The organism is Oscillospiraceae bacterium, from assembly GCA_015067255.1.
Lineage (GTDB): Bacteria > Bacillota > Clostridia > Oscillospirales > SIG519 > SIG519.
In genome coordinates this window covers 1-26,628 of the sequence record SVMS01000024.1, presented here as the reverse complement: position 1 = coordinate 26,628, position 26,628 = coordinate 1, and the positions used below count along the sequence as shown (strand labels likewise).

Annotated in this window: 28 protein-coding genes; 16 read left to right on the top strand and 12 right to left on the bottom strand. The window is 38.4% G+C overall.

Going from position 1 to position 26,628, the window contains the following annotated elements; genetic code table 11:
• Positions 1–73: 73 nt before the first annotated feature.
• The gene (locus E7480_06490) at positions 74–298 is read left to right on the top strand and encodes a hypothetical protein (GenBank protein MBE6904239.1); all 225 of its coding nucleotides are present in this window, start codon (positions 74–76) and stop codon (positions 296–298) included.
• 137 nt (positions 299–435) lie between these two features.
• Here the strand turns inward: E7480_06490 and E7480_06485 are convergent, their stop codons facing one another.
• Together E7480_06485 and rbsK are read right to left on the bottom strand one after the other, a co-directional pair.
• Entirely contained in the window at positions 436–783 is a 348-nt protein-coding gene (locus E7480_06485; GenBank protein MBE6904238.1) for a hypothetical protein, read from the bottom strand.
• Positions 784–1,012: 229 nt separating this feature from the next.
• A complete protein-coding gene (gene rbsK / locus E7480_06480) occupies positions 1,013–1,909 on the bottom strand; it encodes a ribokinase (GenBank protein MBE6904237.1) in 897 nt (298 codons plus the stop codon).
• Positions 1,910–2,075: 166 nt separating this feature from the next.
• Between rbsK and E7480_06475 the strand changes: the two genes are divergently transcribed.
• A complete protein-coding gene (locus E7480_06475) occupies positions 2,076–3,788 on the top strand; it encodes a serpin family protein (protein MBE6904236.1) in 1,713 nt (570 codons plus the stop codon).
• A gap of 137 nt (positions 3,789–3,925) precedes the next feature.
• On the opposite strand, the gene E7480_06470 is transcribed toward E7480_06475, so the two are convergent.
• The 4 genes from E7480_06470 to E7480_06455 form a co-directional block, all read right to left on the bottom strand.
• The gene (locus E7480_06470) at positions 3,926–5,239 is read right to left on the bottom strand and encodes an ATP-binding protein (GenBank protein MBE6904235.1); all 1,314 of its coding nucleotides are present in this window, start codon (positions 5,237–5,239) and stop codon (positions 3,926–3,928) included.
• Between the two features lie 458 nt (positions 5,240–5,697).
• On the bottom strand, positions 5,698–7,062 hold the full coding sequence (gene mnmE, locus E7480_06465) for a tRNA uridine-5-carboxymethylaminomethyl(34) synthesis GTPase MnmE (GenBank protein MBE6904234.1): 1,365 nt from the start codon (positions 7,060–7,062) through the stop codon (positions 5,698–5,700).
• A gap of 92 nt (positions 7,063–7,154) precedes the next feature.
• Positions 7,155–8,186 (bottom strand): DUF4432 family protein, encoded by a 1,032-nt coding sequence (locus E7480_06460; protein MBE6904233.1) that lies wholly within the window; start codon positions 8,184–8,186, stop codon positions 7,155–7,157.
• Positions 8,167–8,916 (bottom strand): hypothetical protein, encoded by a 750-nt coding sequence (locus E7480_06455; GenBank protein ID MBE6904232.1) that lies wholly within the window; start codon positions 8,914–8,916, stop codon positions 8,167–8,169. The genes E7480_06460 and E7480_06455 overlap by 20 nt, the downstream gene beginning before the upstream one ends.
• A gap of 463 nt (positions 8,917–9,379) precedes the next feature.
• On the opposite strand from E7480_06455, the gene rapZ reads away from it, so the two are divergent.
• The 8 genes from rapZ (at position 9,380) to secF (ending at position 17,373) form a co-directional block, all read left to right on the top strand.
• Positions 9,380–10,243, top strand: a complete 864-nt coding sequence (gene rapZ, locus E7480_06450) for an RNase adapter RapZ (protein MBE6904231.1) — start codon at positions 9,380–9,382, stop codon at positions 10,241–10,243.
• A gap of 11 nt (positions 10,244–10,254) precedes the next feature.
• On the top strand, positions 10,255–10,596 hold the full coding sequence (locus E7480_06445; protein MBE6904230.1) for a histidine triad nucleotide-binding protein: 342 nt from the start codon (positions 10,255–10,257) through the stop codon (positions 10,594–10,596).
• Between the two features lie 299 nt (positions 10,597–10,895).
• Positions 10,896–11,438 carry a phosphodiesterase gene (locus tag E7480_06440; GenBank protein ID MBE6904229.1) on the top strand — a complete coding sequence of 181 codons (543 nt, stop codon included), beginning with the start codon at positions 10,896–10,898 and terminating at the stop codon, positions 11,436–11,438.
• Between the two features lie 11 nt (positions 11,439–11,449).
• Positions 11,450–12,406, top strand: coding sequence for a glycosyltransferase family 2 protein (locus tag E7480_06435; GenBank protein MBE6904228.1), 957 nt, complete (start codon positions 11,450–11,452; stop codon positions 12,404–12,406).
• The gene (locus E7480_06430) at positions 12,387–13,052 is read left to right on the top strand and encodes an HAD family hydrolase (GenBank protein MBE6904227.1); all 666 of its coding nucleotides are present in this window, start codon (positions 12,387–12,389) and stop codon (positions 13,050–13,052) included. Before E7480_06435 ends, E7480_06430 begins: the two co-directional genes overlap by 20 nt.
• Before the next feature lie 15 nt (positions 13,053–13,067).
• Positions 13,068–15,050, top strand: a complete 1,983-nt coding sequence (locus E7480_06425; GenBank protein MBE6904226.1) for a ComEC family competence protein — start codon at positions 13,068–13,070, stop codon at positions 15,048–15,050.
• A 119-nt stretch (positions 15,051–15,169) separates the two neighbouring features.
• Entirely contained in the window at positions 15,170–16,459 is a 1,290-nt protein-coding gene (gene secD / locus E7480_06420; protein ID MBE6904225.1) for a protein translocase subunit SecD, read from the top strand.
• A complete protein-coding gene (gene secF, locus E7480_06415) occupies positions 16,456–17,373 on the top strand; it encodes a protein translocase subunit SecF (protein MBE6904224.1) in 918 nt (305 codons plus the stop codon). Before secD ends, secF begins: the two co-directional genes overlap by 4 nt.
• Positions 17,374–17,670: 297 nt before the next feature.
• Here the strand turns inward: secF and E7480_06410 are convergent, their stop codons facing one another.
• Complete coding sequence (locus E7480_06410; protein MBE6904223.1) at positions 17,671–17,907, bottom strand: helix-turn-helix transcriptional regulator; 237 nt, start codon at positions 17,905–17,907, stop codon at positions 17,671–17,673.
• A gap of 88 nt (positions 17,908–17,995) precedes the next feature.
• Between E7480_06410 and E7480_06405 the strand changes: the two genes are divergently transcribed.
• Complete coding sequence (locus E7480_06405) at positions 17,996–18,238, top strand: helix-turn-helix transcriptional regulator (protein MBE6904222.1); 243 nt, start codon at positions 17,996–17,998, stop codon at positions 18,236–18,238.
• 179 nt (positions 18,239–18,417) lie between these two features.
• Here E7480_06405 and nifU read toward each other — a convergent pair whose 3' ends face one another.
• The 5 genes from nifU to E7480_06380 form a co-directional block, all read right to left on the bottom strand.
• The gene (gene nifU / locus E7480_06400; GenBank protein MBE6904221.1) at positions 18,418–18,879 is read right to left on the bottom strand and encodes a Fe-S cluster assembly scaffold protein NifU; all 462 of its coding nucleotides are present in this window, start codon (positions 18,877–18,879) and stop codon (positions 18,418–18,420) included.
• Positions 18,849–20,033, bottom strand: coding sequence for a cysteine desulfurase NifS (gene nifS / locus E7480_06395; protein MBE6904220.1), 1,185 nt, complete (start codon positions 20,031–20,033; stop codon positions 18,849–18,851). Before nifS ends, nifU begins: the two co-directional genes overlap by 31 nt.
• Positions 20,034–20,047: 14 nt before the next feature.
• A complete protein-coding gene (rnhA, locus tag E7480_06390) occupies positions 20,048–20,485 on the bottom strand; it encodes a ribonuclease HI (protein MBE6904219.1) in 438 nt (145 codons plus the stop codon).
• Entirely contained in the window at positions 20,485–21,063 is a 579-nt protein-coding gene (gene pduL / locus E7480_06385; GenBank protein ID MBE6904218.1) for a phosphate propanoyltransferase, read from the bottom strand. Before pduL ends, rnhA begins: the two co-directional genes overlap by 1 nt.
• 130 nt (positions 21,064–21,193) lie before the next feature.
• Entirely contained in the window at positions 21,194–21,784 is a 591-nt protein-coding gene (locus E7480_06380; GenBank protein ID MBE6904217.1) for an aminoacyl-tRNA hydrolase, read from the bottom strand.
• A gap of 126 nt (positions 21,785–21,910) precedes the next feature.
• On the opposite strand from E7480_06380, the gene E7480_06375 reads away from it, so the two are divergent.
• The 5 genes from E7480_06375 (at position 21,911) to E7480_06355 (ending at position 26,442) form a co-directional block, all read left to right on the top strand.
• Positions 21,911–23,227 (top strand): putative DNA modification/repair radical SAM protein, encoded by a 1,317-nt coding sequence (locus E7480_06375; protein ID MBE6904216.1) that lies wholly within the window; start codon positions 21,911–21,913, stop codon positions 23,225–23,227.
• Positions 23,211–23,990: a DNA metabolism protein gene (locus E7480_06370; GenBank protein ID MBE6904215.1), complete on the top strand. Its 780-nt coding sequence runs from the start codon at positions 23,211–23,213 to the stop codon at positions 23,988–23,990. The genes E7480_06375 and E7480_06370 overlap by 17 nt, the downstream gene beginning before the upstream one ends.
• Before the next feature lie 21 nt (positions 23,991–24,011).
• Positions 24,012–24,680 carry a DUF2461 domain-containing protein gene (locus tag E7480_06365; GenBank protein MBE6904214.1) on the top strand — a complete coding sequence of 223 codons (669 nt, stop codon included), beginning with the start codon at positions 24,012–24,014 and terminating at the stop codon, positions 24,678–24,680.
• Positions 24,640–25,806, top strand: a complete 1,167-nt coding sequence (locus E7480_06360; GenBank protein ID MBE6904213.1) for an aminopeptidase P family protein — start codon at positions 24,640–24,642, stop codon at positions 25,804–25,806. The genes E7480_06365 and E7480_06360 overlap by 41 nt, the downstream gene beginning before the upstream one ends.
• Positions 25,807–25,899: 93 nt before the next feature.
• The gene (locus E7480_06355) at positions 25,900–26,442 is read left to right on the top strand and encodes a rubrerythrin family protein (protein MBE6904212.1); all 543 of its coding nucleotides are present in this window, start codon (positions 25,900–25,902) and stop codon (positions 26,440–26,442) included.
• The last annotated feature ends 186 nt before the right edge of the window (positions 26,443–26,628 follow it).

Here is a 26,628-nt window from a genome sequence, read left to right as displayed (position 1 = left end):
TTTAACGGGAACAGCAGTATGGATTATTGTACTGCTTCTCGGAATCAATCTGATTGGAGGAAAATATACAAATATGGCTAAATCAAAAATTGTAAAAGCAAATGAAAAAATCGCCGAAGCAGTAACCGACGGATATAAGAAAATCGAAAAAGGTGTCGTTGACGGCTATAAAAAAAGCGAGCAAGGAGTTGTTGGTGGATACACTAAACTCGAAGATAAATTTGTAGATGCTTATCTCACCAAAGACGGAGAAACCATTGAAGAAGCAAAAGTAAGATTAAAAAAAGAGAATAAATAAGCAAACGGCAGCAGAGAGAAGTTAATCTCCCTGCCGTCGTTATCTTAAAATAAGAAAGTGACAGTATAGCATTTGCCATACTGTCACTTTCTTAGCACTCGTCAATCGGCTTATTTCATAGGATATTCAAAACATCCTTATGAGAAGTAGACTTTGTCGGTGCTTTTTTCAACTAAATCCACCCTTGCATCAGCAAGGATTTCATTTTCGCAAGGGTTCGAATTCATACGCAAAATGCCGAAAATATCTTTTTGAGTGATGCGTTCCTTTGGAACATGATGCACACCTTCGGTGCGTGATGTCGACCTTTGGTCTGTGATGCACGCCTGCGGCGCATGGATAGAACGCATCGCATCATTTATCGCTTGTTTGCAAAATCCGCCGATGAAAATCGGCGGATTTTTAACGATTGAATTTTGTTCTGCTCTAGGGTAGAACAAACAATCCGAACTCGCCTCAAAGTGTAATCTTTCGGTGCTTTTCACCTAATTTATTCTTGCAAGGCGCGAGCCTTGCTTCGCCTAAATTCGTCAAAAATCCCTCGAAATCTTTTCCCTTTGAGGTCAAAGATTTTAAAAAGAGAGGATTTTTGGTAAGACAAGGCAAAAACGGAGTTAATCCTCAATGGATTAACGAGTATTTTAACGCAGGATGAACGAAAATCCGCCTTTTTAAAACGGGTTCGGATTATTCGTTCTACCCTAAGGTAAAGCATTATTCCACTTCGTGAGCGAAGGGAATAGATTTTGAGGCGCCTTGACGGCTGACGGTAATTGCCGAAGCCTTGGAAGCAAAGGCTATTGCTTTATCAATGGGACAGCCCTGCGAGAGCTTTGTAGTAAGAGCGCCGATAAAGCAATCTCCTGCAGAGGTGGTGTCTACAGCCTTTACCGGCACAGCGGAGTGAAACTTAATTTCATTGTTGTCGTTGTATACACAGCCACGTTCACCTAAGGTTATAACTGTATTTTTAACACCCATTGAGAGTAGCTTTTGCACTGTCTTGATGCAATTTTCCTCATTGTCGGGGTAAATACCTGTTATATCTCTTGCTTCGTGTTCATTGGGGATAAGATAATCTACATTTGCAAGTAATGAGGGGGACAGCTCTTTATACGGCGCAGGGTTAAGTATTACTTTTGTGCCGTGCTTTTTCGATATTTCGCAAACCTTGGCAACCGTTTCAATCGGAATTTCAAGCTGAAGAACACAAAAATCACTCTCGGCTATTTTTTGCTCATTCTCTTCTATAATTTCAGGGGTCAGACAATAATTTGCGCCCGGATTTAAAATTATAAAATTGTCGGAATTTACTACTGTTATCATAGCAATTCCTGTAGGCTCATTTTCAAAAAGCCTGCCTTCAAACAAAACGCCGTTTTCATTAAGCGTATCAAGCAAAACACTTGCGTTAGAGTCCTTTCCCAATGCTCCGATAAAAGAAACGTTACCCCCAAGCTTTGCTATTGCAACAGCCTGATTTAAGCCCTTTCCTCCTGCGTTTATCTGAAAATCACTGCCTGTAAGAGTTTCCCCAAGCTGCGGCATTTTTTCTGAATGAATAACAAGGTCAGCATTTGCGCTTCCTATTACTGTAATTTTACTGCTCATTCATTAGCCCCCTTTTTAATTGTATTATACCACAAAAAGAAAACAACCGCAACTTTGATATGATATAATCCCCTTTAAGCAGTCTCGAAAACTTTTTGTTTTTTAAGTGTCTACTTTATCGGCTTATTTTTTGTATTGAACATCAATATAATGAATTGCCCACGGCATGAATTGTGCCTTCGGCACATTAAAAAAATCTTACTTTAAATTCAGCAAAAAATGTGATATAATAAAAATAAGAAAGGCAGGGATAAAGATGAAACAAGATAATATTCAAGCAGTAAATATTAGTGAATCCATACCGAACAACAAAACTCCCAAGAAGGCGATTTTAATTATCGGAATAATAATTATTCTTGCATTGATTGTTGGGCTTACCGTCTTTGCCATAATAAAAAACAATCAAAATGACGATGAAACCGTACCGATTGAAAAATCAGAATATTGGATTTCAGACAATTCTTTAGAAGCATTTGATTTGTATTTTTTACAGTCAGAAAACGGAAAACAAAACAAGGTTTACAGTCCGCTTTCTATAAAATATGCGTTAGAAATGCTTAAAGAAGGAGCTAAAGGGGACTCTAAAGCGCAAATATTAAGTGTAATCGGAACTTATGAAGCAAAAAAATATACTGACAGCAAAAATATGTCTTTTGCCAATGCACTGTTTATAAAAGATACATATAAAAAATCTATCAAAAGAAAGTATAAAAATAAACTAACAGATAAATATAATGCTGTGGTTAAGACAGACTCTTTTGCTGCGCCGGACACGGTAAACTCCTGGATAAGCGATAAAACATTAGGTTTAATCAACAATCTTTTTGATGATGTATCACAAGAGGAAATTTTACTTATAAATGCCTTAGCTATTGATATGGAATGGGAAGAAAAATTTATACTGTCCCCCAGTGTCGGAATATGGACAGAGTATTATCACGAGAAGTTTTATTGGCGCGGAGACTGGGACGTTGTACCGCATTCCTTTAAGGATATCAACGAAGAAGTTTCGGGTATGGAAATTATTGCTTCCTTCAACAATTATGATATTGTAAAGGAATTAGGGGAAGAAAATATCAGACAAACAGTTACAAATGCATATATGGAATATTTAAAAAAATATCCTTATAGGAAATTTGGAGAGTCTCTTTTTCTCAACAGCGAAATTGTAGGCTTAAGTGATGACGAAATAATGGAAAAATATCTTGATAGGTATATCAAAGAAATAAATTCTAATTATAAAGCGGAAGATAAAACTACTGACTTTTCACTTTATATTGATGACAATGTAAAGGTGTTTGCTAAAGATTTAAAGGAATATGACGGAACAACACTTCAATATGTAGGAATTATGCCAACAGCGGAAGAATTAGACAGCTACATAAATAAAGCTACAGCAGATGAAATCAGTAATATTATAGGAAATTTAAAAGAACTAAAAGCAGAAAACTTTAAAGACGGTGTTGTTACAAAAATTACAGGATTTATTCCTAAATTCAAATTTGAATATAAGTTAGATTTAATGAAAGATTTAAAAAATTTAGGAGTTACAAATGTTTTCGAGTCGGGAAAAGCTAACTTAACAAATATTTCGTCAGACAAATCTTTATATATCAATGATGCTATACATAAATCAAATATAGAATTTACTCAGGAAGGAATAAAGGCTTCGGCTGTAACAGAGGCAGGAGGAGCAGGTGCTGCCGGCGGATTTGATTATATATACGACGTACCTGTGGAAGAAATTGATTTAACATTTGATAAACCATATATGTTTATTATAAGAGATAAAAATTCCGGAGAAATATGGTTTGTGGGAACTGTTTATAATCCATTATTATACTCTGAAGATACAACTAAATATGTTAGTGATTATTAATAAGAACCTGACCCGCCTACGCATTAAAAATGTGGGCAGGCACCTCAGAACCTTGTTGTTTTCATAATAATAAAGCCGTGTTTTCAAACGAAAACACGGCTTTTTACGGTTGTTTTGGCAACCACACTTTTTTAATTTTAAGCCTCTAAGCTATCCTTATCGAGCAAAAACTCCTTTACTCCCATCATCACATATCCTTTTTCGTCCCGACGAGGCTTTATGCTTTTTTCTACAACAATAATCTTTTTGAAGGAATCCATAGTTTTATCAAAAGGACAGGTTTCTTGTTCATATTTTTTTTGGTCGTTAATTGCATATGCGGATTGAATATAATATTTTTTGCTTCCTAAGGTAGCAATAAAATCTATCTCACGTTGAATACGGATTTCTTTGCCGGCACTATCTTTTTCGCGGGATTCAACTACTCCTACATCTACTTGGTAGCCTCTGTAACGTAGCTCATTATAGATAATATTCTCCATAATATGCGTGCCTTCAACTTGTCTGAAATTAAGCCGCGCATTGCGAAGACCGACATCTTCAAAGTATATTTTATACGGAGTCCCGATATATTTTCTGCCTTTGACATTGTAGCGCTTTACACGGGTAAGCATAAATGCATCTTCCATATGCGCGATATATCTATCAACAGTATAATCGCTGATGCTTTCTTGCTTGACTGAGGCAAAGGTGTCTGAAATTTTCTTTGGATTGGTAAGTGAAGAAATGCCCGAGGCTATAACGTCAAGAACTTCGCCAATCGGGGCCTTGTCTGAGAGATTGTTTCTATTTATGATATCTTTTAGATACAACCCATTCATTTGCGAAATAAGGTAAGTCGATTTTTGTTCTTCGGTTGTCATAAGTGCAACCGCAGGTAGTCCGCCGTATACAGAATAATCGTCAAAGGCTTCGCTTTTATCTCCGCCGACAAAAGTATAATATTCTGAGAAAGAAAGCGGGAGGATATGAACCTCATCGCCTCTGCCTGCAAACTCGGTTAAAATATCTTTTGAAAGAAACTTAGAGTTGCTTCCGGTAACAAACACATCTAAATTGTTTTTTCGAAGAAATCCGTTTAAAACAGACTCAAAAGCCCCAAGCTTTTGCACCTCATCAAGAAGAATATAGTGCATTTCCTTGTCTTGAAGCTGCGGCAAAATCCAAGCCAAAAATTTTTTCGGATCAACTTTTCTGTCTTCCTTTTCATTGTCAAGAACAATAGGATCTTCTCCGATTTTTATTAAATCCTCTGCTGAATCAAATGCAAATTTAATTATATTTTCAGATGAAACTCCTTCTGCAAGAAGATGATTATAAAATAAAGTATTAAGCAAATATGATTTTCCACTTCTGCGTATTCCTGTGATTACTTTAATAAAACCGTTGTGTTTACGAACAATAAGTCGGTTCAAATACATATCTCTTTTAATTTCCATATTGACCTCCATTTAATTTTTTTGCCGCAAACGGCGTTTTTGTTAAATGTATTATACATTAACCTTTTAAAAAAATCAAGAGCTCATTTAATATTTTTGCCGCAAACGGCAAAAATATTAAATTAACTTTCCGACACAAATCATAGAACGAACCAATACTTTTTCAACGCAAATAAAGGGGATGCAAAAAAAGCGCAGAGCGCATAAAACAAGTAAATAAAAGAATTATATACTATCATCTTCTGAAAGAAAGAGCAAAAATTAATAGAAAAACATCTTTTTGCTAATTCTTTTAAGAAATATACGTTTTATGCTATCTGCCAATTTCGACCTCGACGTACCTCTGTACGCCGTCGGGTAACCGACAACAAATACTTGTTGTCGCGGAATTGACATATTCTGCACATTTTTCCTATCCCCTACAAAAAGAGGCCGTAAAAAACCTTTTCGTTTTTTACAGCCTCGTTTTATCATTTACCGACGCAAAATCTTTGGAATATATTTTCCACTATTTTTTCATTTACACTCTGACCTGTTATTTCGTTGAGAGAGCTTATAGCGTCCGAAAGCTCTTCACAGATAATATCGGCAAAAAGAGAATTGTCAATAGCATCAAGGGCATTTTCTAAATATTTAACGGCATTTTCAAGGCATACCTTGTGCCTTAAATTTGTAATAAGCTGATTATTTCCCGAGAAAATCTGACCGAAATTATACATTTGCTTGATTTTTTCGATTAAAGCTTCTGTTCCGTCCCCTGTCAAAGCGCTGATAAAGACAATATTTTCAGAGATTTTTTTAATTTCTTCAATATCTGCTTTAAGGGGAAGGTCGCTTTTATTTATAACGATAACGGCTTTTTTGTCTTTACAAAGGCTTAAAGCCTCTGAAGATGCAGAATTTAAGGGAACTGCGCCGTCAACTACACATAAAACAAGCTCGCTTGTATCGGCGGCAAGCTTTGACTTGCTTACGCCGATTTTTTCTACAGGGTCCAAAGCTTCTCTTATTCCTGCAGTATCACTCAGATTTATTTTTATTCCGTCAATTGTAAGACTCGCTTCAACTATATCCCTTGTGGTGCCCGGGATATCGGTAACAATGCTTTTTTCACTGCCTGCTAAGAAATTGAGCAGAGAGGATTTTCCGCTGTTGGGAGCGCCTATTATAGCGCATTTTATACCCTCTTTTATAATTTCTCCCGTTTCAAAGGATGCTATCAGACGGTTGCATTTTGAAATTGCAGAGTTTACCGTTTCTTTAAAATCGGAAAGCTTTGACTCCTCGATTTCATCGTCGGGATAGTCAACAGCCGCTAAAAAGCCCGCATTCACCTGCACTAAAGAGTCGGAAAGCTCGCCAATGCTTTTGGAAAGCCTTCCTTCAAGCTGAGAGAGTGCGGCTTTGCTGAAAACCTTACTGTCTGCATTGATAAGGTCAATAACAGCTTCGGCTTCGCATAAATCAAGCTTGCCGTTGATAAAGGCACGCTTTGTAAATTCTCCGCCTAAGGCGTGGCGTGCCCCTGCAAAAAGAACAGCCTCCAGAACAGCTCTTGTAACGGTAATTCCGCCGTGACAGGAAATTTCGGCAGTATCCTCTCCCGTATATGAGTGGGGAGATTTGAAAAAGGTGCAGATGCCCTCGTCAATTTTTTCCCCGTTACTGTTGACAACAGAGCCAAAAACAGCTGTGCTGTGAACAGGCTCTTTTTTTGATTTGAAAACTTTTTTTACTATATCAAGAGTTTTGTCGCCGCTTATGCGAATAACGGCGATGCCGCCGGTGCCATATGCAGTGGCAACAGCGGCAATAGTATCGTTTTTAAGGTTCATAGGTTAAAACCTCAATATCATTATTTTTTTTATAATGGTTATAGTTAGTCGAAACAGTAATATGAAATACTATTTCGACATCCACATAGTCATTATAAATCGTAAGCGCCGATTTTCAGCTTGAATTCAAGAGTTTCATAAGCACCGATAGTTTTTAATGTTCCGTGCTCACGCTCTGTAGCTCTTCCTAAAATATAGTTGTTTGTGGGCTCTATTCCCAAAGCATAGTCGCCCTTTTGCATTGATTTCCACTGAGCTAAAATGGGTAGGTTTTCCATTTCATACTTGATGTACATTCCTATTCCCAATTTTTCGTTTTCCAATTTTACGGTAACAAAGCCGTCCTCATCGGGAACGCAGTGTCTGAAGAATACGTTTTCAGGGAGACAGTCCACAGGCTCAGTAATTATTTCTGCTGTGTCCATATTGTTTGCCGCATCTTCGTTACGGGGCATTTTAACGTTTTCGGGGAATATCATTTTAAGACATTCATCTAAGAAGGGGAAGCCGAAATTGCAGTGATAAAGGAGAGTAAATTCCTGAGGGTTCTGGGTTAAATTTTCAAGAGTATCGCAAATCTCAACTTCGTTTGAGCCTATTTTGGTTGAAACCTTTCTTGTAAGAGAAAGATGCTCGCCGAAAAGCTTGGAGCTTCTTGTTGTTCCGCCTGCTTCAAGTATATAGTCATCACCCTGCCAGAAGGTTTTGAAATATGTCTGCTCTGTGGGAGTTATGTGATTTTTGCCGTGAAGAGGATGATATTCTCCGTTGTCGGTATTGTCGGGACCTGCGCTTAAAAGACCGCAGGTGAACATCATTCCGCAGGTTCCGTACTCTGTAAAGCTGCCTGCAAAATTTGCAAGGGTGGGAGCAACGATACCGGGCTTTGCCATAAAGGAAACATTGATACCCTTATAGCTTAAAGAAGCAATATCTAAAGCTCTGTCGGCATTGAGAGTAAACTCAAGACCTGTTCCGTTTTTAAAAGCGTATGTACGGCATCCGTTTGCTCTGCCGTCATTGAGAGTTGAGCTTGTGATACCTGCTATCTGGTCCATATTTCCTGTAAGACCTAAAAGCTCTTTTTTAGTGTAGTTTTTGTTGTTAATTACTGCCATTTTCATTCTCCTCTATTATGTTATTATTTATAATGTTTTTAAATACTTCAATGCTATTGGCAATACGGGTTGCCTTTTTATCTGTCTTTTCAAGGTCAGCCTTTTCAAAATAACGAAGTGAAATATAGAAATCCTGCTTAGCAGCAGCTTCTCCGAAGAAAACAGAAGAGGGGACGATAACGCTTGTGTTGTTATTGACGGTATTCTGTGCAATGTCGGACAAATCAACAAGGGCTTTTATTTCGTTAAATCTTTCAAGACCTTTCTGGTCAGCAAGGTAAATAACACCGTTACCTGCGGCAACCTCGGCAACAAGCTTTTGCTGCATTGCATAATTATACTGAGGATTGTTTTCGTCAATATAAACATCTATAAGTGCTATATGAACGTTACTGTCATTATTGAAATCGGGACAATACTTTTCAAGGCTTTCTTCCATAATTGCAAGCTCCTCGGGAAGATAGCTTCTGCCCGCCAAGAAAAGCACCGTAAGGTCTTCCTTTTCTTTATTAATACAGCTTCCCACACATACGGCTGTACAAACAAGGGCAAGGACAACTCCCAAAAAATGAAATTTGTAATAAAACCAAAAATGCTTGATTTTATTTATAAAGCCTTTGGGAATTTCGGGCTTTTGGGGAATATAGGTTGCTCTTGTTTCAGGCTCTGTCTGAGCAGCTCTTTGTTTTTTGAGCTTTACAAGCTCTCGTGCATAATCTTTGTCTCTCTGGTCCATTTTTAACTCCGTTTTAATGTTTTTGATATATGATAACACGGTAATTAGTAATAAATATATCTTTATTTTTAAATAAATTGTTAATATAATTATTGTAGTTTGTCGATATGCAATCTCGTCGCAACAGCGACATATCGAGTTTTAATGAATTGACAACTGCCGTTGTCATGAATTGGCTACCGCCATGAATTCTCGTTAACTCTCCATGAATTGAATTGCCTTTATAATGTACCGACAGGTACAATTCATGAGCCGCAAGGCTAAATTCATGAAAATATTAATTTTCAATTCATGCCGCAGGCAATTCATTGATTTCAAGTAAAACTTGAATTCATTATAGCATTATACTCTGCTTTTTTCAAGACATCTGCTCAAAAAGAAATAAAATTTTTAAAGGTCTTGATATTAGGGCTTCTATATGATAAAATATTAAGACAAATTTGAGATTTAAGCAGGTGATTTTTTGGATTTTGTAATAGTTACAGGTCTTTCAGGGGCAGGAAAAAGTACGACTATTGCCGCCTTTGAGGATATGGATTTTTACTGTGTTGACAATATGCCCATTGAGTTTATTCCTAAGTTTGCAGAGTTTTGCTGTCAATCGGGAAGCAAAATTCAAAAGGTTGCTCTTGTTATTGACATACGCAGCGGAGCTAATTTCGAAAGCCTTATTTTACAGCTTGAGCAGCTGGAGAAAGAGGTAGTTAACCTTAAAATTCTTTTTCTCAACAGCCAGACTGATACGATAGTACGCCGTTTTAAAGAAACAAGAAGAAAGCATCCTCTTGCAGACAAGAAAAAAGAGCCTGTAAAGCAGCTCATTGAATACGAGCGCACAATATTAAAGCCTCTTTTTGAAAAGGCTGATTATGTTATAGATACATCGTATATTACCGCCGCTCAGCTTAAAGAGCAGATTGGAAAGCTTTTCAGAGAGGGTAAGAAATCTCTAAATATAACAGTTCAGTCCTTTGGCTTTAAGTACGGAGCTTCAATAGATTCCGATATGGTCTTTGACGTGCGCTGTCTGCCAAATCCCTTTTATATTGAGGAGATAAAGCATTTAAGCGGTCTGGATGCGCCCATTTATGAATATGTTTTCAGCTTTGAGCAAACCCGTGAATACGTGCATCAGATTTGTAATATGTTAAGCTTTTTGCTACCTCTTTTTATTGAAGAGGGAAAAACCTCTCTTGTAATCGGAATAGGCTGTACAGGAGGAAGGCACCGCAGCGTTGCCATAGCGCAAAGAGTAGCTCAGCACTTTAAAGAAATAGGCTTTGATGCTACTGCGTATCATCGTGATATGGAAAAAAATTATAAATAGGAGAAAAAATTATGGAAGATTGCTTATTTTGTAAAATAATTGCGGGAGATATTCCCAGCCAGAAGGTATATGAGGACGAAAAGGTGCTTGCTTTTAATGATATTGACCCTAAAGCGCCTGTTCATTTTCTTGTAATTCCCAAAAAGCATATTTCTTCTGCAGACGATATAAACAGCGAAAACAGTGAGATTATCGCTCATATTTTTGAGGTTATTGCAAAGCTTTCCAAAAAGCTGGGCTTTGAAAACGGCTACAGAATAGTAAACAACTGCGGAGATTCTGCGGGACAGACTGTTAAGCACATTCATTTTCACGTGCTTTCAGGAAGAGATATGACTTGGCCTCCCGGCTGATAATGGTTTAATTAGGGGATGTAAAAAAAGCACAGAACGCATAAAACAAGTAAAATAAAAAACAAATAATATATTTTTTAAAAGCAAAGAGCAAAAAATAAAGAAAAAATATCTTTTTGGTAGTTTCTTTTATTAAATATACGTTTTATGCTATCTGCCAATTTCGCCCTCGGAGTACCTCTGTACACCGTCGGGTAACCACCGACAAAAATTGTCGGTGCGAAATTGACAGATTCTGTACATTTTTTCCTATCCCCTACAAAAAGAGGCTGCAAAAAACTAAGGAAAGGAAAATGCTTATGAAATTGATGTTTGCTTCGGATATTCACGGCTCTTATTTTTACGGAAAAAGGGTAATTGATATTTACAAAGAGGAAAAGGCAGAGCGTCTTATCCTTTTGGGAGATATTCTTTATCACGGACCGAGAAACGAGCTTCCAAAGGGACACGACCCGAAAAGCCTTACTGTCCTTTTAAACGAATATAAAAATGAGATTTTATGTGTAAGAGGAAACTGCGACGCAGAGGTTGACCAAATGGTGCTTGAGTTTCCCATAACGGCGGATTATCTGACGCTTTTTGAGGGTGGAAGGACCTTTTATATAACTCACGGCCATCTTTTTGATGAGCAAAAGCCTATGCCTCATAAGGCAGGGGATGTATTTATTTACGGTCATATTCATATCCCCGTTGCAAGAAAAACAGACGATTTTTACGCCTTTAATCCCGGCTCTGTTTCCTTGCCTAAGGAAAACAGCAAAAACAGCTATATGATTTACGAAAACGGCACCTTTACAATAAAGGATTTAGAGGGAAATACCGTAAAAGAATTAACTTTATAGGATGTTGAAAAATGCCTAAAATATCTTTGATTGTTCCTTGCTATAACGAAGAAAAAGCGCTTCCTTTCTTTTATGAGGAGGTGTGCTCTCTTGCGCAAAAAATGGACTATGTTGAATTTGAGTTTCTTTTTGTGGATGACGGCTCAAAGGATAAAACGGTAGAGGTAATTGAAGAGCTTTATAAAAAGGACCGTCGGGTAAAATATCTTTCCTTTTCAAGAAATTTCGGCAAAGAAGCGGCAATTTATGCAGGTCTTTCTCACAGTGAGGGTGATTACGTTGCTATTTTGGATGCGGATTTGCAGGACCCCCCTGCGCTTATAGAGGAAATGTACCGATATATTGTTGAGGAGGGCTATGACAGCGTTGCCACAAGGCGTGTGTCAAGAAAGGGAGAGCCGCCAATCCGTTCGTTTTTTGCAAGGCTTTTCTATAAAATTATCAACAAAATTTCAAAGGCTGATATTGTTGACGGCGCAAGAGATTTCCGTCTTATGACCCGTCAGATGACAGATGCAATACTGTCTATGCAGGAATACAACCGATTTTCAAAGGGTATATTCGGTTGGGTCGGCTTTAAAACAAAATGGCTTGAATATGTAAATGTAGAGCGTGTTGCAGGGGAAACAAAATGGTCCTTCTGGAAGCTGTTTATCTATTCCGTTGAGGGAATAACCGCCTTTTCAACTATGCCTCTTGCCATTTCTTCAATAATAGGCGTGCTTATGTGCCTTATTTCCTTTGTTGCAATAATCGTTATAATTGTCCGTCATTTTTTAGGCGCTATGGCGGCATACGGCTGGGCATCTATGATTTGTATAACCTTCTTTTTAAGCGGTATACAGCTTTTCTGTGTGGGTATTTTGGGACAGTATCTTTCAAAAACCTATCTTGAAACCAAGAAAAGACCTATTTATATAATAAAAGAAAACAAAAATAACAAGGAGAATGAAAATGAGTCAGATTAAAGCGGCGATTTTCGATTTGGACGGAACACTCATAAATTCTCTGACAGATATTGCTCTTTCTATGAATAAAGCTCTTGAAAAATTGGGATATCCCACGCACGAGGTACAAAAATACATAGATTTTATAGGCTCGGGGGCAAAGCATCTTGCCGCTTGTGCAATAGAGGAAAGCAAAAGACAGGACGATAAAGAGGTTGAAAAGCTTTTAGGTATTTATAAAGAGATATACGCAAAAGCTTATCTTGACAATACTGTTGCCTATGAGGGAATAGAGGATATGCTTAAGACGCTTAGTAAGGATATCCCCGTTTGTGTGCTTTCAAATAAACCAAATCAAGACACCAAAGAATTGGTTGAAATTATTTTTAAGGATATAAGCTTTAAATATGTTTACGGTCAAAGAGAGGGTATTCCCAAAAAGCCCGACCCCTTTGTTGTTTTGCAGATTGCAAAGGAGCTTGATTTAAAGCCCCAAGAAATTATGTATGTGGGCGATTCGGGTGTCGATATGCAGACAGGCACAAGAGCAGAGGCTGTAACTGTAGGCGTGCTTTGGGGCTTCAGGGGCCGTGAAGAGCTTTTGGAAAACGGCGCACAGCATTTAGTAAGCAGTCCCGAAGAAATAGTCAATATATATAAACAATAAATTGGGGGAGATTTTTTGAAAGCGCCTATGGTTTTAGGCGGGATTTCCTGCTTTGTGTTACTTATAATATTGAATTTTTTGGAAAATGCGGCAGTTACAACGGTCGCACTTTTCTTTTTATTAGGGCTTTTTATAATTTTAATTTCCTTTAAAAAATATATAAAAAGCTTTTTAATTTTTATAACAGCGTGCATCTGCTGTATTTGCTGTTGCTTTTCCTTTGCAGTAAAGCAAGGCTTTCAATATCTCCCCTTTGAAAAACTGCAGGATACAAAAACCGAAATAACAGGTACTGTTTGTTCTGTGCCCGAGGAATACGACGGATATGCAAGCTATGAAATAATGACGCAATATAAAGGTGTAAAAGGAAAAATAAAAATTTATGATTATTCCGAAAAGACACCCTCACTCAATCAAAGCATAAAAGCAAGGGTAAGCTTTTCTCAAAACGAGGGGAAATACCGTCTTGACGATAAATCAAAAGGGATTTACGCAAGAGGTACAATATACGAGTACACTCTTTTAAAGGAAAATGCCGATAAAAGCATTTATTATTACAGCGCACGGCTTCGTCAGCATATAAAGAAAAGCGTTGAAAAATATGTAGACGGTAAGCAAAAAGGGATTGCGCTGTCAGTCAGCACGGGAGATAAATCAATGCTTGGCGTTGTTGAGGAAAACGCCTTTATCTGCACAAGCCTTGCCCATATGAACGCTGTTTCGGGAACGCATTTTGTATATATTACAGGCTTTTTATTTTTCGTATGCTGTTTGATAGGCTTTAATCCGAAAATTACGTCAATATTGACGGTGATTACGGGAATATTCATCTGCTTTGCGGCAAATTTTACCCCTTCGGTAATACGTGCTTTTATTATTTGTGCTATATCGGCTTTAGCTGTATTTTTCAGAAGAGAGCCATTTTCCATAAACAGTCTTTGCCTTGCGGTAGTTATTATACTTATGACAAATCCTTTTGCCGCCGCAGGCTTAAGCTTTACTCTTTCTGTCCTTGCCTGCTTTGGTATGTTTGCTTGCTTTTCCCCCTTAAGCAATTTTGTGCACGCAAAGCTTGGATATGAAAATAAATATATCCTTGCAATAGCAGATATGCTTTGCGCCTGTATATCTGCAATACTTTTTACCCTTCCTGTATCTGCCTGTAATTTTGGATATATATCCTTTACGGGACTTATCGCAAATCCGTTAGTTGTGCCATTTGCGGCATTTTTGCCGGTGCTTGTGTTCTGTATGTCCCTGCTCAGCTTTTTACCGCCTGTCGCTTTTGCTTTTGGATTTTTGGTAAAATGTCTTTGTCAGTATATTTTTGCCGTTATAAGCATACTTTCAAGGCTTGAATGGGGTTATTTATACGCAGACAAGCCCTATATCTACATTGTAGCGGTATCGTTGATTGTTCTTTTAATGCTTTGCTATCTTTTAAAGCTTAAAAAGCTTCGCAAGACAGGGACACTTTTGATATCAACCTTTCTTTGTGTCTGCTTTGTCAGCAATTATTATATGGTAGATTTTAAATCTGCCGTACAGAACAAAGCGGAAATTACAAAAATTGAAGGTGCAAACAGCACTGTTATAGCTAAAGGCAATGCTGCCGTTATTGTTGACGGCGGCGGAGAAAATGCCTGGGAGAAAATAACGCTTCAGCTTGAAAATTCAGGTATAAATAAGCTTAAGGCTATTGTAATATCCGATATAAAATCGGAAAGCTATAATGCCCTTGAAGGAATTATACGCTATAACAGACCCGAAATTCTGGTTGTACCCGCATCAGAACAGCCCTATCCCAAAAAGCTTGAGGATTTAATAATTCTCAGCATTTCTTTGGGTACAGATGTAATTAAAGCCGACAGAGATATTTCTCTGAAGGCTTTGGACGGTATAAAGACAGATATTTTTGCAAAAAAGACCTCGAAAAACAGCTACAGTCTATTACTTACAGTTGAAAGTCGGGAAAAAAGTCTTATGATTTCACCGTAACAGAAATTTAATTGTTTTTTCGGTTGACATATTTTCTGAAAATGGTATAATAGAAAAATAAGGCGTTGCCTGTGTCAAAGGCAACTTAAAGGTTAAAAATTGGAGGAATACTAATGCGAATGGGAAAACCCGTGTTTTTCATTGTCGCAATAGTGGTTGTAGCGCTGTGCTATGTATCGGCATTCGGCGTGCAGACCTTTATCGGCGACAGTGAAATCATTATCAAAAGCGCAAAGGATATGCGTTTGGGTATTGACATTAACGGCGGTGTAGAAGCTTACTTCCAGCCTGCTGACGAGTCAATTAACCCAACAGAAGAGGAATTGGAAAGTATAAGAGCTATTCTTGTAACGAGAATGGACTCTAAAAACATTGCTGACAGAGAGATTACTGTTGACAAGGAAAGCGGAACAGTTCTTGTTCGTTTCCCCTGGAAATCAAATCTTTCTTCTACCAATCCCGAAAAGGCAATTGAGGAGCTGGGCGAAACAGCTAAGCTTACCTTCGTTGACCCTGACGGAAAGGTTGTAGTAGAGGGTAAAAACGTTGTAGATGCTTATCCCACAACTGACAGCGGAAAATATTTCGTTGCCCTTGAGTTTGATGAAGCAGGAGCAACCGCTTTTTCAAATAGCACAAAAACCCTTAGCAATACATCCTTAAGTGACGAAAAGAGAATAATCTCTATTAAGATGGACGACCAGGTTATTTCAGCTCCCATAGTTAATGCTCATATTACTGACGGTAAAGCTGTTATCGAGGGTATGGCTTCTGCGCAGGAAGCAAAAGAGCTTGCAGCTAAAATTAAGGCGGGTGCGCTTCCCTTTGATATTGAAACCCGTTCCTTCAGCACAATCTCTCCTATACTTGGTAACGATGCTCTTATGACTATGCTTTGGGCAGGTCTTGTTTCCTTTATTCTTATAGCTTTGTTTATGATTTTCTATTACAGATTGCCCGGCTTTGTTGCTTGCTTCGGCCTTGCAGCACAGGCAGCTATTCAGATTTTAATTCTTGCGATTACTCAGTATACTCTTACATTACCCGGTATCGCAGGTATTATTCTTACAATAGGTATGGGCGTTGATACAAACGTTATTATATGCGAAAGAATAAAAGAAGAAATCAAGTCCGGAAAAACAATGGGTACAGCTATTGATATCGGCTACAAGAAGGCGTACAGCGCTATTGTAGACGCAAACATTACAACTCTTATTGTTGCCGTTCTTCTCTATTTCTTCGGTTCAGGTGCTATGAAATCCTTTGGATTTACCCTCGGAGTAGGTGTTGCGCTTAACTTTATCACAGGCGTTACTCTTTCTCACGTTATGGTATCTTCAATCACCCGTTTCTCAGCATTCAAAAAACGTTTCTTCTTCGGCGTTAAAAAGGAGGATGCTGCACAATGATAGGATTTTACAAAAACAGATTTAAAGGCTTTATTATATCTGCAGCTATTATGCTTATAGGTATAGTTTGTATTTTCATTAACGGCATTAAGGTTGATATAACCTTCGTGGGCGGTTCTATTTCAAAGTATTCCTTTGAAGGCACTGTTGATTCTGCTAAAGCCGCTTCCGTAGCTAAGGAAGCTGTTGGGGACAGAGAGGTTTCCGTTCAGATTACAAAAAATGAAAATACAGGCGATAAGCTGGTATTCAACATTTCAGGCAAAAAAGGTCTTTCCTCAGAACAGCAGAAGGCTATAACAGATGGCTTGCAAAAAGCTTTCCCCGACAATAAAATTGAGCTTAGTGAGTCAAACAACGTTGAAGCATTTATCGGTGCTAAGTTCCTGAGAAACTCGTCAATCGCTATTATTGCAGCGGCGCTTCTTATAGTTCTTTACATCTGCTTCCGTTTCAGAAAAATATCAAGCGTTTCTCTTGGCGTATTTGCTATTGTAGCGCTTCTCCACGACTGCTTGCTTGTTTTCTTCACCTTCGTTATTTTCAGAATTCCCCTTAACGATGCGTTTATTGCGGTTATCCTTACAATTGTAGGTTATTCTATCAACGATACCGTTATTGTATATGACCGTATCAGAGAAAACTCCAAGCTTATGAATAGAAGCACTCCTGTTGAAGAGCTTGTGGATACAAGTGTTAACCAGTGTTTAAGCCGTTCAATAAATACATCAATAACAACCTTTGTTGCTATTTTAATCATTTTGATTTTTGCTCTAATCAACGGTATAACCTCTATAGTTAATTTCGCATTACCTATGATGGTAGGTATCGTTTCAGGCTGTTATTCTACATTGTTTATTGCTGCTCCTTTATGGGCTATGTGGCAAAAACGCAAGAAAAATAAAAGAGCGTAAATAAAAAACTGCCTCGGTCTGTACTCAGACTGAGGCAGTTTTACATTATTATTCTTTTTATATAGAAAATGACACTTTCGGGTTGAAAGTGTCATAGAGAGTTTATGCACTTTCAAAAGGCGTGTAACAAGAGTGCATACTTTAAAATCAATCTGTCTCACAATATCACTTACGTTTGAGATAAGTAAAAGGGTTTTAAGTTCTCATAACAAATGGGAACTGACGTCCCGTTTCCCTGCTTGTTACGGTATAAGATAAGTGAAAAATTGTTTTGAGATATATTTTACTTTGCAAAATTTATTCTATTTTTTCGAATTGCCTTTCAGGTGATATTTTGAAATGCTTTTGCAAATTGAAGACAATCTTAACGCTTAATTTTTTGGGAAGTTCTCCCCTTTCTATCTTGTTCAATGCATAAATACTAATATTTAAAATATTTGCCATCTCTTTTTTTGAAAAACCATTCTTTTTTCTTAAATATACAATATTATTTATAAAATTATTTATTTCATCATTTATATTTTTTCTTGTCATTTCAATCTCTCCTCAGATAAATCAAATTTGATGTAATTTATTTTAACATCAAATTTGATGTTTGTCAATACATCATTTTTGATTTATCATTAAACAGAAAAGAGGGATCGATGTGGAATATTATAAAAGAATAAGAGACATCAGAATTAAGAATAATGAAACTCAACAACAACTTGCCGATTTATTAGAAACGACTCAACAAGCCTATTTAAAATATGAAAAGGGCATAAATGAAATGCCAATCAGTAGAATCATAAAATTATGCAAACATTATAATTTGTCTGCTGATTATATTTTAGGTCTCACTGACCAACCAAAACCTTTAAAATAAATACCGCGCTGATTTTATCGGTATATCGCAAAAGGGAGCTGTAAAAACTTTCGTTTTTTCAGCTCCCTTTTTAGAGGGTAGGAAAATCAAGCAGATAGCATAAAACGTATATTTTTTAAAAGAATTAGCTAAAAGTTGTTTTCTGTTTTATGCGCTCTGCGCTTTTTTTACAGCCCCTTTTATTCGTGATGTCCGTGGCAATCCTGACAACAGCCCGAACAGCCTACTATCGGTACAGGGTCAATTCCCTGCTTCTTATAGTAATCGGCAAGGGCTGATTTAATTGCCTCTTCCGCAAGTACAGAGCAGTGGATTTTTGCAGGGGGAAGTCCGTCAAGAGCTTCTACTACCGCAGAATTTGTGAGCTCCATAGCCTCTTTTACGGTTTTTCCCTTAATAAGCTCTGTTGCCATTGACGATGTTGCAACTGCGGCGCCGCAGCCGAAGGTTTTAAACTTAACATCAACAATAACATCGTTTTCTATTTTAAGATACATTTTCATTATATCTCCGCATTTAGCGTTTCCTACCTCGCCGACAGCATTGGCATCGGCAAGCTCGCCAACGTTTCTCGGATTTGAAAAATGGTCCATAACCTTATTCGAATACATTAGTTTTCCCTCTTTTCTACCTTTTCCCATAAGGGCGACATATTACGTAAGGTCTTTGTAATTTTCGGCAAGACCTCTAATATATAATCTATGTCCTCTTCGGTGTTATTGTGTCCCAAAGAAATTCTCAATGAGCCGTGAGCCACTTCGTGAGACAGCCCCAACGCCAACAAAACGTGAGACGGGTCAAGAGAGCCTGAGGTACAAGCAGAGCCCGAGGAGGCGGATATTTTATTGAGGTCAAGCATAAGAAGAATAGACTCGCCCTCTATATATTCAATGGAAAAGTTCGCATTTCCCGGCAATCTTTTTTCAGCATCGCCGTTGAGTCTTGTGTACGGAATGGTGGTAAGCACGGTTTTTATAAGACGGTCACGCATTTTGGTAAGCTTAGCGGAGTTTTCCTCTAAGCTTGCAACAGCCCTTTTAACTGCACTTGCAAAGCCTACTGCGCCCGCTATGTTTTCCGTACCTGCACGGCGGTTTCTCTCCTGTGCGCCGCCCTCCATAAAGCGATTTATAACTACTCCGTTTCTTATAAACAAAGCGCCTATTCCCTTAGGACCGTACAATTTATGAGCAGTAAAGGACATAAGGTCAACATTTAAATCCTTTATGTCAACAGGTATCTGTCCCACAGCCTGCACAGCGTCTGTATGCAGTAAAATGCCTTTTTCACGGGTAATCTCAGCAATTTCCTTGATAGGCTGAATTGTGCCTATTTCGTTGTTGGCAAGCATTATGGTAACTAAAATAGTATCGTCTCTGATAAGCCTTTTAACATCCTCAACTCTTACTATTCCGTTTTCATAAACAGGCAGATAGGTAACCTCAAAGCCCTCTTTTTCAAGAATTTTAAGAGGGTGATGCACCGCATGGTGCTCAATGGCGCTGGTAATAATATGCTTACCTTTTTTCATTCTTGCATAAGCTGCGCCTCTTACTGCCCAGTTATCAGCCTCTGTTCCGCCGCTTGTAAAATATATTTCCTTTGCTTCGCAGTTTAAAGCTTCGGCAATATCCTCACGTGCCTTTGTAAGCACCTTTAAAGCTTCTACGCCTGTGCTGTGAAGACTTGAAGGATTTCCGTAAATCTCTGTGAAATAAGGAAGCATATCCTTAAGTACAGCTTCGTCAAGCTTTGTAGTTGCCGCATTATCTACATATACTGTTCTGTCCAACAACAATTGCTCCTTAATTATAAGTATTTCTGATATTGGCTTACAGCCATAGCATCGCAACGCTCGTTATATTTATGCCCTGCGTGCCCTTTTACCCACACTATTTCAACCTTGTGCTTTTTCAAAAGCGCAAGAAGCTGTTTCCATAAATCACTGTTGGGAGTGGGCTCATTGGCACTCTTTTTCCAGCCTTTTTTCTGCCAATTATATACCCAGCCTAAATTTATTGAGTCAGCAAGATATTTGGAGTCGGTACAAAGAATAACCTCGCAAGGCTCTTTAAGTGCCGCCAAAGCTTCAATAGCGCCGGTTAATTCCATACGGTTATTTGTGGTCTGCTCATCTCCGCCGGACAGCTCTTTTTCTATATCCCCGTAAACAAGGATAGCTCCCCAGCCGCCCGGACCGGGATTTCCCGAGCAAGCGCCGTCGGTATAAATATCGACGTGCTTCATTATAAAGTGTCTATTATTGTTCCCTTAATGTCAGGAGTTATGCTTCCTGCATTAGCTTCGTCTGTATCAATGTGCATAGCAGCAGAGAATTTCTCGCTTACACGAACAACAACGTCGCCGAAAACAATAGTTCTGTCGGGAGTTTCAGCCTTAACGTAAACAATTTGCTTGTCAGAAACGTTAAGAGCCTCAGCCTCAGCAGGTGTTAAGTGAATATGTCTCTTAGCTACGATAACGCCCTCTTCGATTTCAACGCTGCCGCAAGGTCCGATTATTTTTGCGCCTGCGCTTCCCTTAACGTCACCTGACTCACGGATAGGAGCCTTAACGCCGATTGAACGGGCATCTGTAGCGGAAATTTCAACCTGTGTAGCAGGACGAACAGGTCCTAAAATTGACATTTTAAGGCTGCCCTTAGGTCCTTCAACTGTAACCTTTTCTTCACAAGCGTACTGACCGGGCTGTGAAAGGTCCTTTTTATTTGTAAGCTCATATCCCTTTCCGAATAAAACCTCCAAATCAGCCGCAGATATGTGAATGTGTCTTGCAGATGTTTCTATCATTACTTCTCTTGCCATTTTAAGCACTTCCTTTTAAAAAATTTTTATATATATAATTTTATATCTTTTTTAAACTATTATCAAGTGACAAAGATAAAAAAGATACAAAAAAATAAGCTGTATTTATATCTATTATGTCAAATTTTTGTCAATTGAATTTATTCATAGCTCCGCTTATATCACCTTCGACAATAAGCTTTACGGCATCAGCCGATTTTTCAATGACCTCATAGAGCGCCTTTTGGTCTGCCTTTGGGATTTTGCCCAAAACCCAGTTTGCCAAGTCGTATTCGGGAGAAGGCTTTTTGCCTACGCCGATTTTTACTCGGGGGAAATTGTCTGAATTAAGATTTAAAATAATGCTTTTTATGCCGTTATGACCCCCTGCGCTTCCGTTTCTTCTGATACGCATTTTGCCAACGTCAAGCTCCACATCGTCAAAAACAACAAGCACCTTTTCAGGCGGAATTTTATAAAAAGAGGCAGCGGCAGAGACCGCTTCACCGCTTAAATTCATAAAGGTCTGCGGCTTCATAATAAGCGCTCTTGTGTTGCCGATTTTCATTTCGCCGCACAAAGCCTTGAACTTGAGCTTGTTTATGGAAATATTTTCTTTTTGAGAGATATAGTCAGCCGTAAGAAAGCCAGCATTATGACGGGTAAAGGTGTATTTTTCCCCCGGATTTCCAAGGCAAACTATAAGCCATTCTATGTTATTTTTAAAAAGCAAAAAACTCATTCCCTGTATTTTTAATATATCTGAAATATACTACCACAAAAAGCCAAAAAATGCAATATAAAAAAAGATTGACAAACATTTGTTCTAATGTTATAATACAAACAAATGTTCGAAAGAGTGGTTTGTATGGAGCTTTTTGATAAGCTTGAAATTTTATCTATGGCGGCAAAATATGATGTTGCCTGTACCAGCAGCGGAGTTGACAAAAGCTCTGCAGGGGGCAAAATAGGCAACGCCGTTGCCTGTGGAATTTGCCACAGCTTTTCTGCTGACGGCAGATGTATCTCTTTATTAAAGGTGCTTATGAGTAATGCCTGTATCTACGATTGCGCCTATTGCGCCAACAGAAAGAGCAACGATATAAAAAGAGCTTCCTTTACTCCCAGAGAGCTTGCGGAAATCACTATAAACTTTTATAAAAGAAACTATATTGAAGGCTTGTTTTTAAGCTCTGCCATTGTTAAAAACCCCGACTATACCTGTGAGAGAATGATAGAAACGCTGTCTATTATAAGAAACGAATACGGTTTTCGCGGGTACATTCACGCAAAGGCTATTCCCGGTGCCGACAGTCTTTTGATTTCAAAATTAGGCGCTCTTGCCGACAGATTGAGTGTAAATATTGAGTTGCCCACTCAAAAAAGTCTTGAAATGCTTGCGCCTCAAAAGTCAAAAAGCTCGATTTTGCTTCCTATGGGACTAATCAATCGGGAAATTCAGCAAAACACCACCGACATAGTGCGCTATAAAAGTGCGCCTAAATTCGCCCCTGCAGGACAAAGTACGCAGATGATTATAGGAGCAACACCCGAAACGGATTTTCAGATTTTGAAGCTGACAAGCGCCCTATATAAAAAATACTCTCTCAAAAGAGTTTTTTATTCGGCATACATTCCCATAAACGAAAGCCCTGTGCTTCCCTCCTTAGACACAAAGCCCCCTTTACTGAGAGAGCACCGTCTTTATCAGGCGGATTGGCTTCTTCGATTTTACGGCTTTGAGGCAGATGAGCTTTTGGACGAGAGACACCAAAGCTTTAATCCTCTTATAGACCCAAAATGCAACTGGGCAATAAATCACCCCGAGTTTTTCCCCGTGGAAATCAACACAGCGCCAAAGGAAATGCTTTTAAGAGTTCCCGGAATTGGCGTTACGGGAGCTTTAAAAATCCTTAAAGCAAGAAGAACAACCAAGCTCACCTTTGAGGATTTGCAAAAAATGGGCATAGCTTTAAAGAGAGCCGTTTATTTTATAACCTGTAATTCAAAAATGCTCAAGGGTCTTAAAATAAACGAAGGCTCGGCTTTAAATGCTCTTATTTCCGACAGCTGTAAGGATATGTTTTATAACAATATGTATGAACAGCTTGATTTATTCAGTGTTGAAAGAGTGAGAGAGGCAAGAGCTCTCACCAATGAGGTGAAAAATGAACTTTACAGATAAAAATATAATATATTTATACGACGGCTCGTATCAGGGCTTTTTAAGCTGTATTTTCAACTGCTTTTTAAAAAAGGAAAAACCTTTGAATATCGTGTGCGCTGACAGCTGTGAGCCAACTTTTTTTGAGCAGATTTTTATTGAAACAGACACTCAAAAAAGTGAGCGTGTGGAAAAAGGGCTTCGTCTTAAAGGTACTTACAGCGCATTGATTATGTTAAGACAGGGCTTTGACTGCTGTATAAATCAAAAAGAAATGCTTCTTCTTGATTTTATTATTTTAGTATTTGAAAAGGGCAGAGATGTTATCTCTATGCTGTCTGAAAAAACTGTAAGCGCTTTAAATAAAGCCATTAAAGCTCTTACAAACGAAGCGCATCACTTAAAAGGCTTTGTTCGTTTTTCTGTTTACGAAAACGCTCTTATAGCTGTTATAGAGCCTAAAAATTTTGTGCTTCCATATCTTGCGCCGCATTTTTGCGACCGCTATGTAAATGAGCACTTTTTTATATACGATAAAACTCACAATGCCGCTCTTGTATACGGAAATTCAAAAGCGGAAATTATAAAGATAGACAGCTTTCACGAATACAATTACGACAGCGAGGAAAAGAAATATCAAAGGCTGTGGAAAACCTTTTATAACACCATAAGCATAAAGGAAAGAGAAAATCCAAAGCTGCGTATAAGCCATATGCCAAAGCGCTTCTGGGGAAACATTACGGAAATGAAAGAGGACATTGACAATCCCTTGTTTTTGGAATAAAATTAGTAAGGTGATGAAAAAATGATTACTCCAAAAGCATTGGATTTTTTATTTGAAAACAGATTAAAGGACTCTAAACAATGGTTTGAAGCTCACAAGGGTCAATACCGTGAGCTTGTAGTTGAGCCTCTTATTGAGCTTTCTCGTAAGCTTTCCGACACTATGCTTGAAATTGACACAAGAATTATCGTAGAGCCTAAGAAAACTATTTCAAGAATATACAGGGATATTCGTTTTTCAAGAGATAAAACTCTTTACCGAGATGTTATGTGGCTTGTCTTTATGAGAGATAAAAAGCTGTATAACGGCTTGCCCGGCTATTTTTTTGAGTTTTCTCCCAGAGGCTTCAGATACGGCTGCGGCTATTATCAGGCTTCAAACGAGTCTTTAAACCAGATAAGAAGCTTGATTTTGTCGGGAGACAAAAGCTTTAAAAAAGCCTTAAAAACCTATGAAAGCCAAGATGTCTTTTCTCTTGAGGGTGATAAATACAAAAGAAGCCGTTATCCCGAAGCACCCGAAAATGTCAAGGACTGGCTTGAGCGAAAAAACTTTTGCTTTATTCATAACAGCAAGGATTTTGAGCTTCTCTTTTCAAAGGATTTAGCCGATACCTTGAAAAAGGATTTTTTACTCATTGAGCCGATATATGAATTTTTGTCCAAGGCGCAAGGAAAGACAGGAGAATAAAATGAAAAACAGAGTAGCTGAGCTTTTAGCAAAAAATAATATAGATGCCATACTTATAAGTAACGATGTAAATAACCTTTACGTTACGGGAGAGATTTTCGGCGGCTATACCTACATTACGGCGCAGGGGGAAATAATACTTTTCTCTAAATATGCCGATAAGGTGGGAGAATTTGAAACGGTAAAAATAAGAAAGCCCGAGCAAATCCCCGAGCTTTTAGGTAAAAAACCGCAAACTCTCAGCCTTGACGATGAAAGCAGCAGTGCAGCCGATTGGATAAGACTTAGTAATGCTTTTAGCTTTTGTAATATCGTTACCCGTAAAAATATTATGCGTACAGCAAGAATAGTAAAAACTCCTTCAGAGCTTGAAAAAATAAAAAAAGCGGCAGAACAGCAAATGACAGTTTATAGCAAAATCCCCGAGCTTTTTGAAGAGGGAATGACTGATACAGACTTGGCAATCAAGCTTGAAGGCGCTTTGAGAAAATGCGGACACAACGGCATTTTCCGCACCCACGGCTTCCATATGGAGTGCTTTATGGGCTCTCTTTTGTGCGGTCAGAACGGCGAAGAAGCATCTGTTTACGATTTTGCGCTGGGCGGCAAAGGAGCTACAAAGGCGCTTCCCATAGGCGCCTGCGGAGATGCTATAAAAGCGGGGGACGCTGTTATGGTGGATTATTCAGGCTGTTATGACGGCTATCTTTGTGATATGACAAGAACCTTTTTCGTAAAAGAAATTGCGCCCAAGGCTCTTTATGCCCACAATGTATCAATCGAAATTCAAGAGCTTGTACAGCCTATGCTGAAAGAAGGCGTATGCGCCTTTGAAATCTGGGAAAAGACATTAGAAATTGTTAAAAAACACAGCTTAGAGGGTTGCTTTATGGGACTTTCCAAGCAGTCAAAATTTGTAGGCCACGGTGTCGGTCTTGAAATTAACGAGCCCCCTGTAATGTGCACCAACGATAAAACCCCGCTTGAGCAAAACACCGTTTTAGCAATAGAGCCTAAATTTGTAATCAAAGGCATAGGCGCAGTAGGCGTTGAGGACACATATACAGTAGAAAAAAACAGCGGTATACTGCTGACGGATTTTGAAAGAAAAGCTATTATAATTTAGTCTTGACAAACCTTAAAAAACAATGTAAATTATTAGTATAATTTTCTTTTTTTAGAAAAAAATATATTATATTTTAAAAAGGAGAAATGAAAAATGGCAAATATAAAAGGCTCAAGAACAGAAGCTAACTTAATGGCGGCTTTTGCAGGTGAATCACAGGCGAGAAACAAGTACACTTACTATGCTTCTCAGGCTAAAAAGGACGGCTACGTTCAGATAAGCAAAATTTTTGAAGAAACAGCTAAAAATGAAATGGAGCACGCAAAAATCTGGTTTAAGCTTCTTCACAACGGCGCAGTTCCCAAGACTCCCGAAAACTTAGAGGATGCTGCAGGCGGCGAGCACTATGAGTGGACCGAGATGTATGCTCAGTTTGCAAAGGAAGCAAAAGAGGAAGGCTTCAATGATATAGCGGCACTTTTTGAAAGTGTTGCAAAAATCGAAAAAGAGCATGAGGAGAGATACAGAAAGCTTATTGCCAACGTTAAGGAAGGCATCGTATTCTCAAGAGACGGCGAAAAAATCTGGCTCTGCTCCAACTGCGGACACATTCACGTTGGAAAGGATGCTCCTCAGGTTTGCCCCGTATGCGCTCATCCTCAGGCATACTTCGAAATCAAAGCAGAAAACTATTAATAGCGTTGCAAAGCAAACATATCGCAAAAAAGGCAAGAGCGAGAATCGTTCTTGCCTTTTTAATGTATTGGTGAGTTATACTATCAAGTGCAACAGTTAAATAAAAAAAGACAGCTCATATAAATCTATGGTATAATGTAAATGCGACTAAACAAAAACCAAGGAGAATTCATATGAGCTACACCC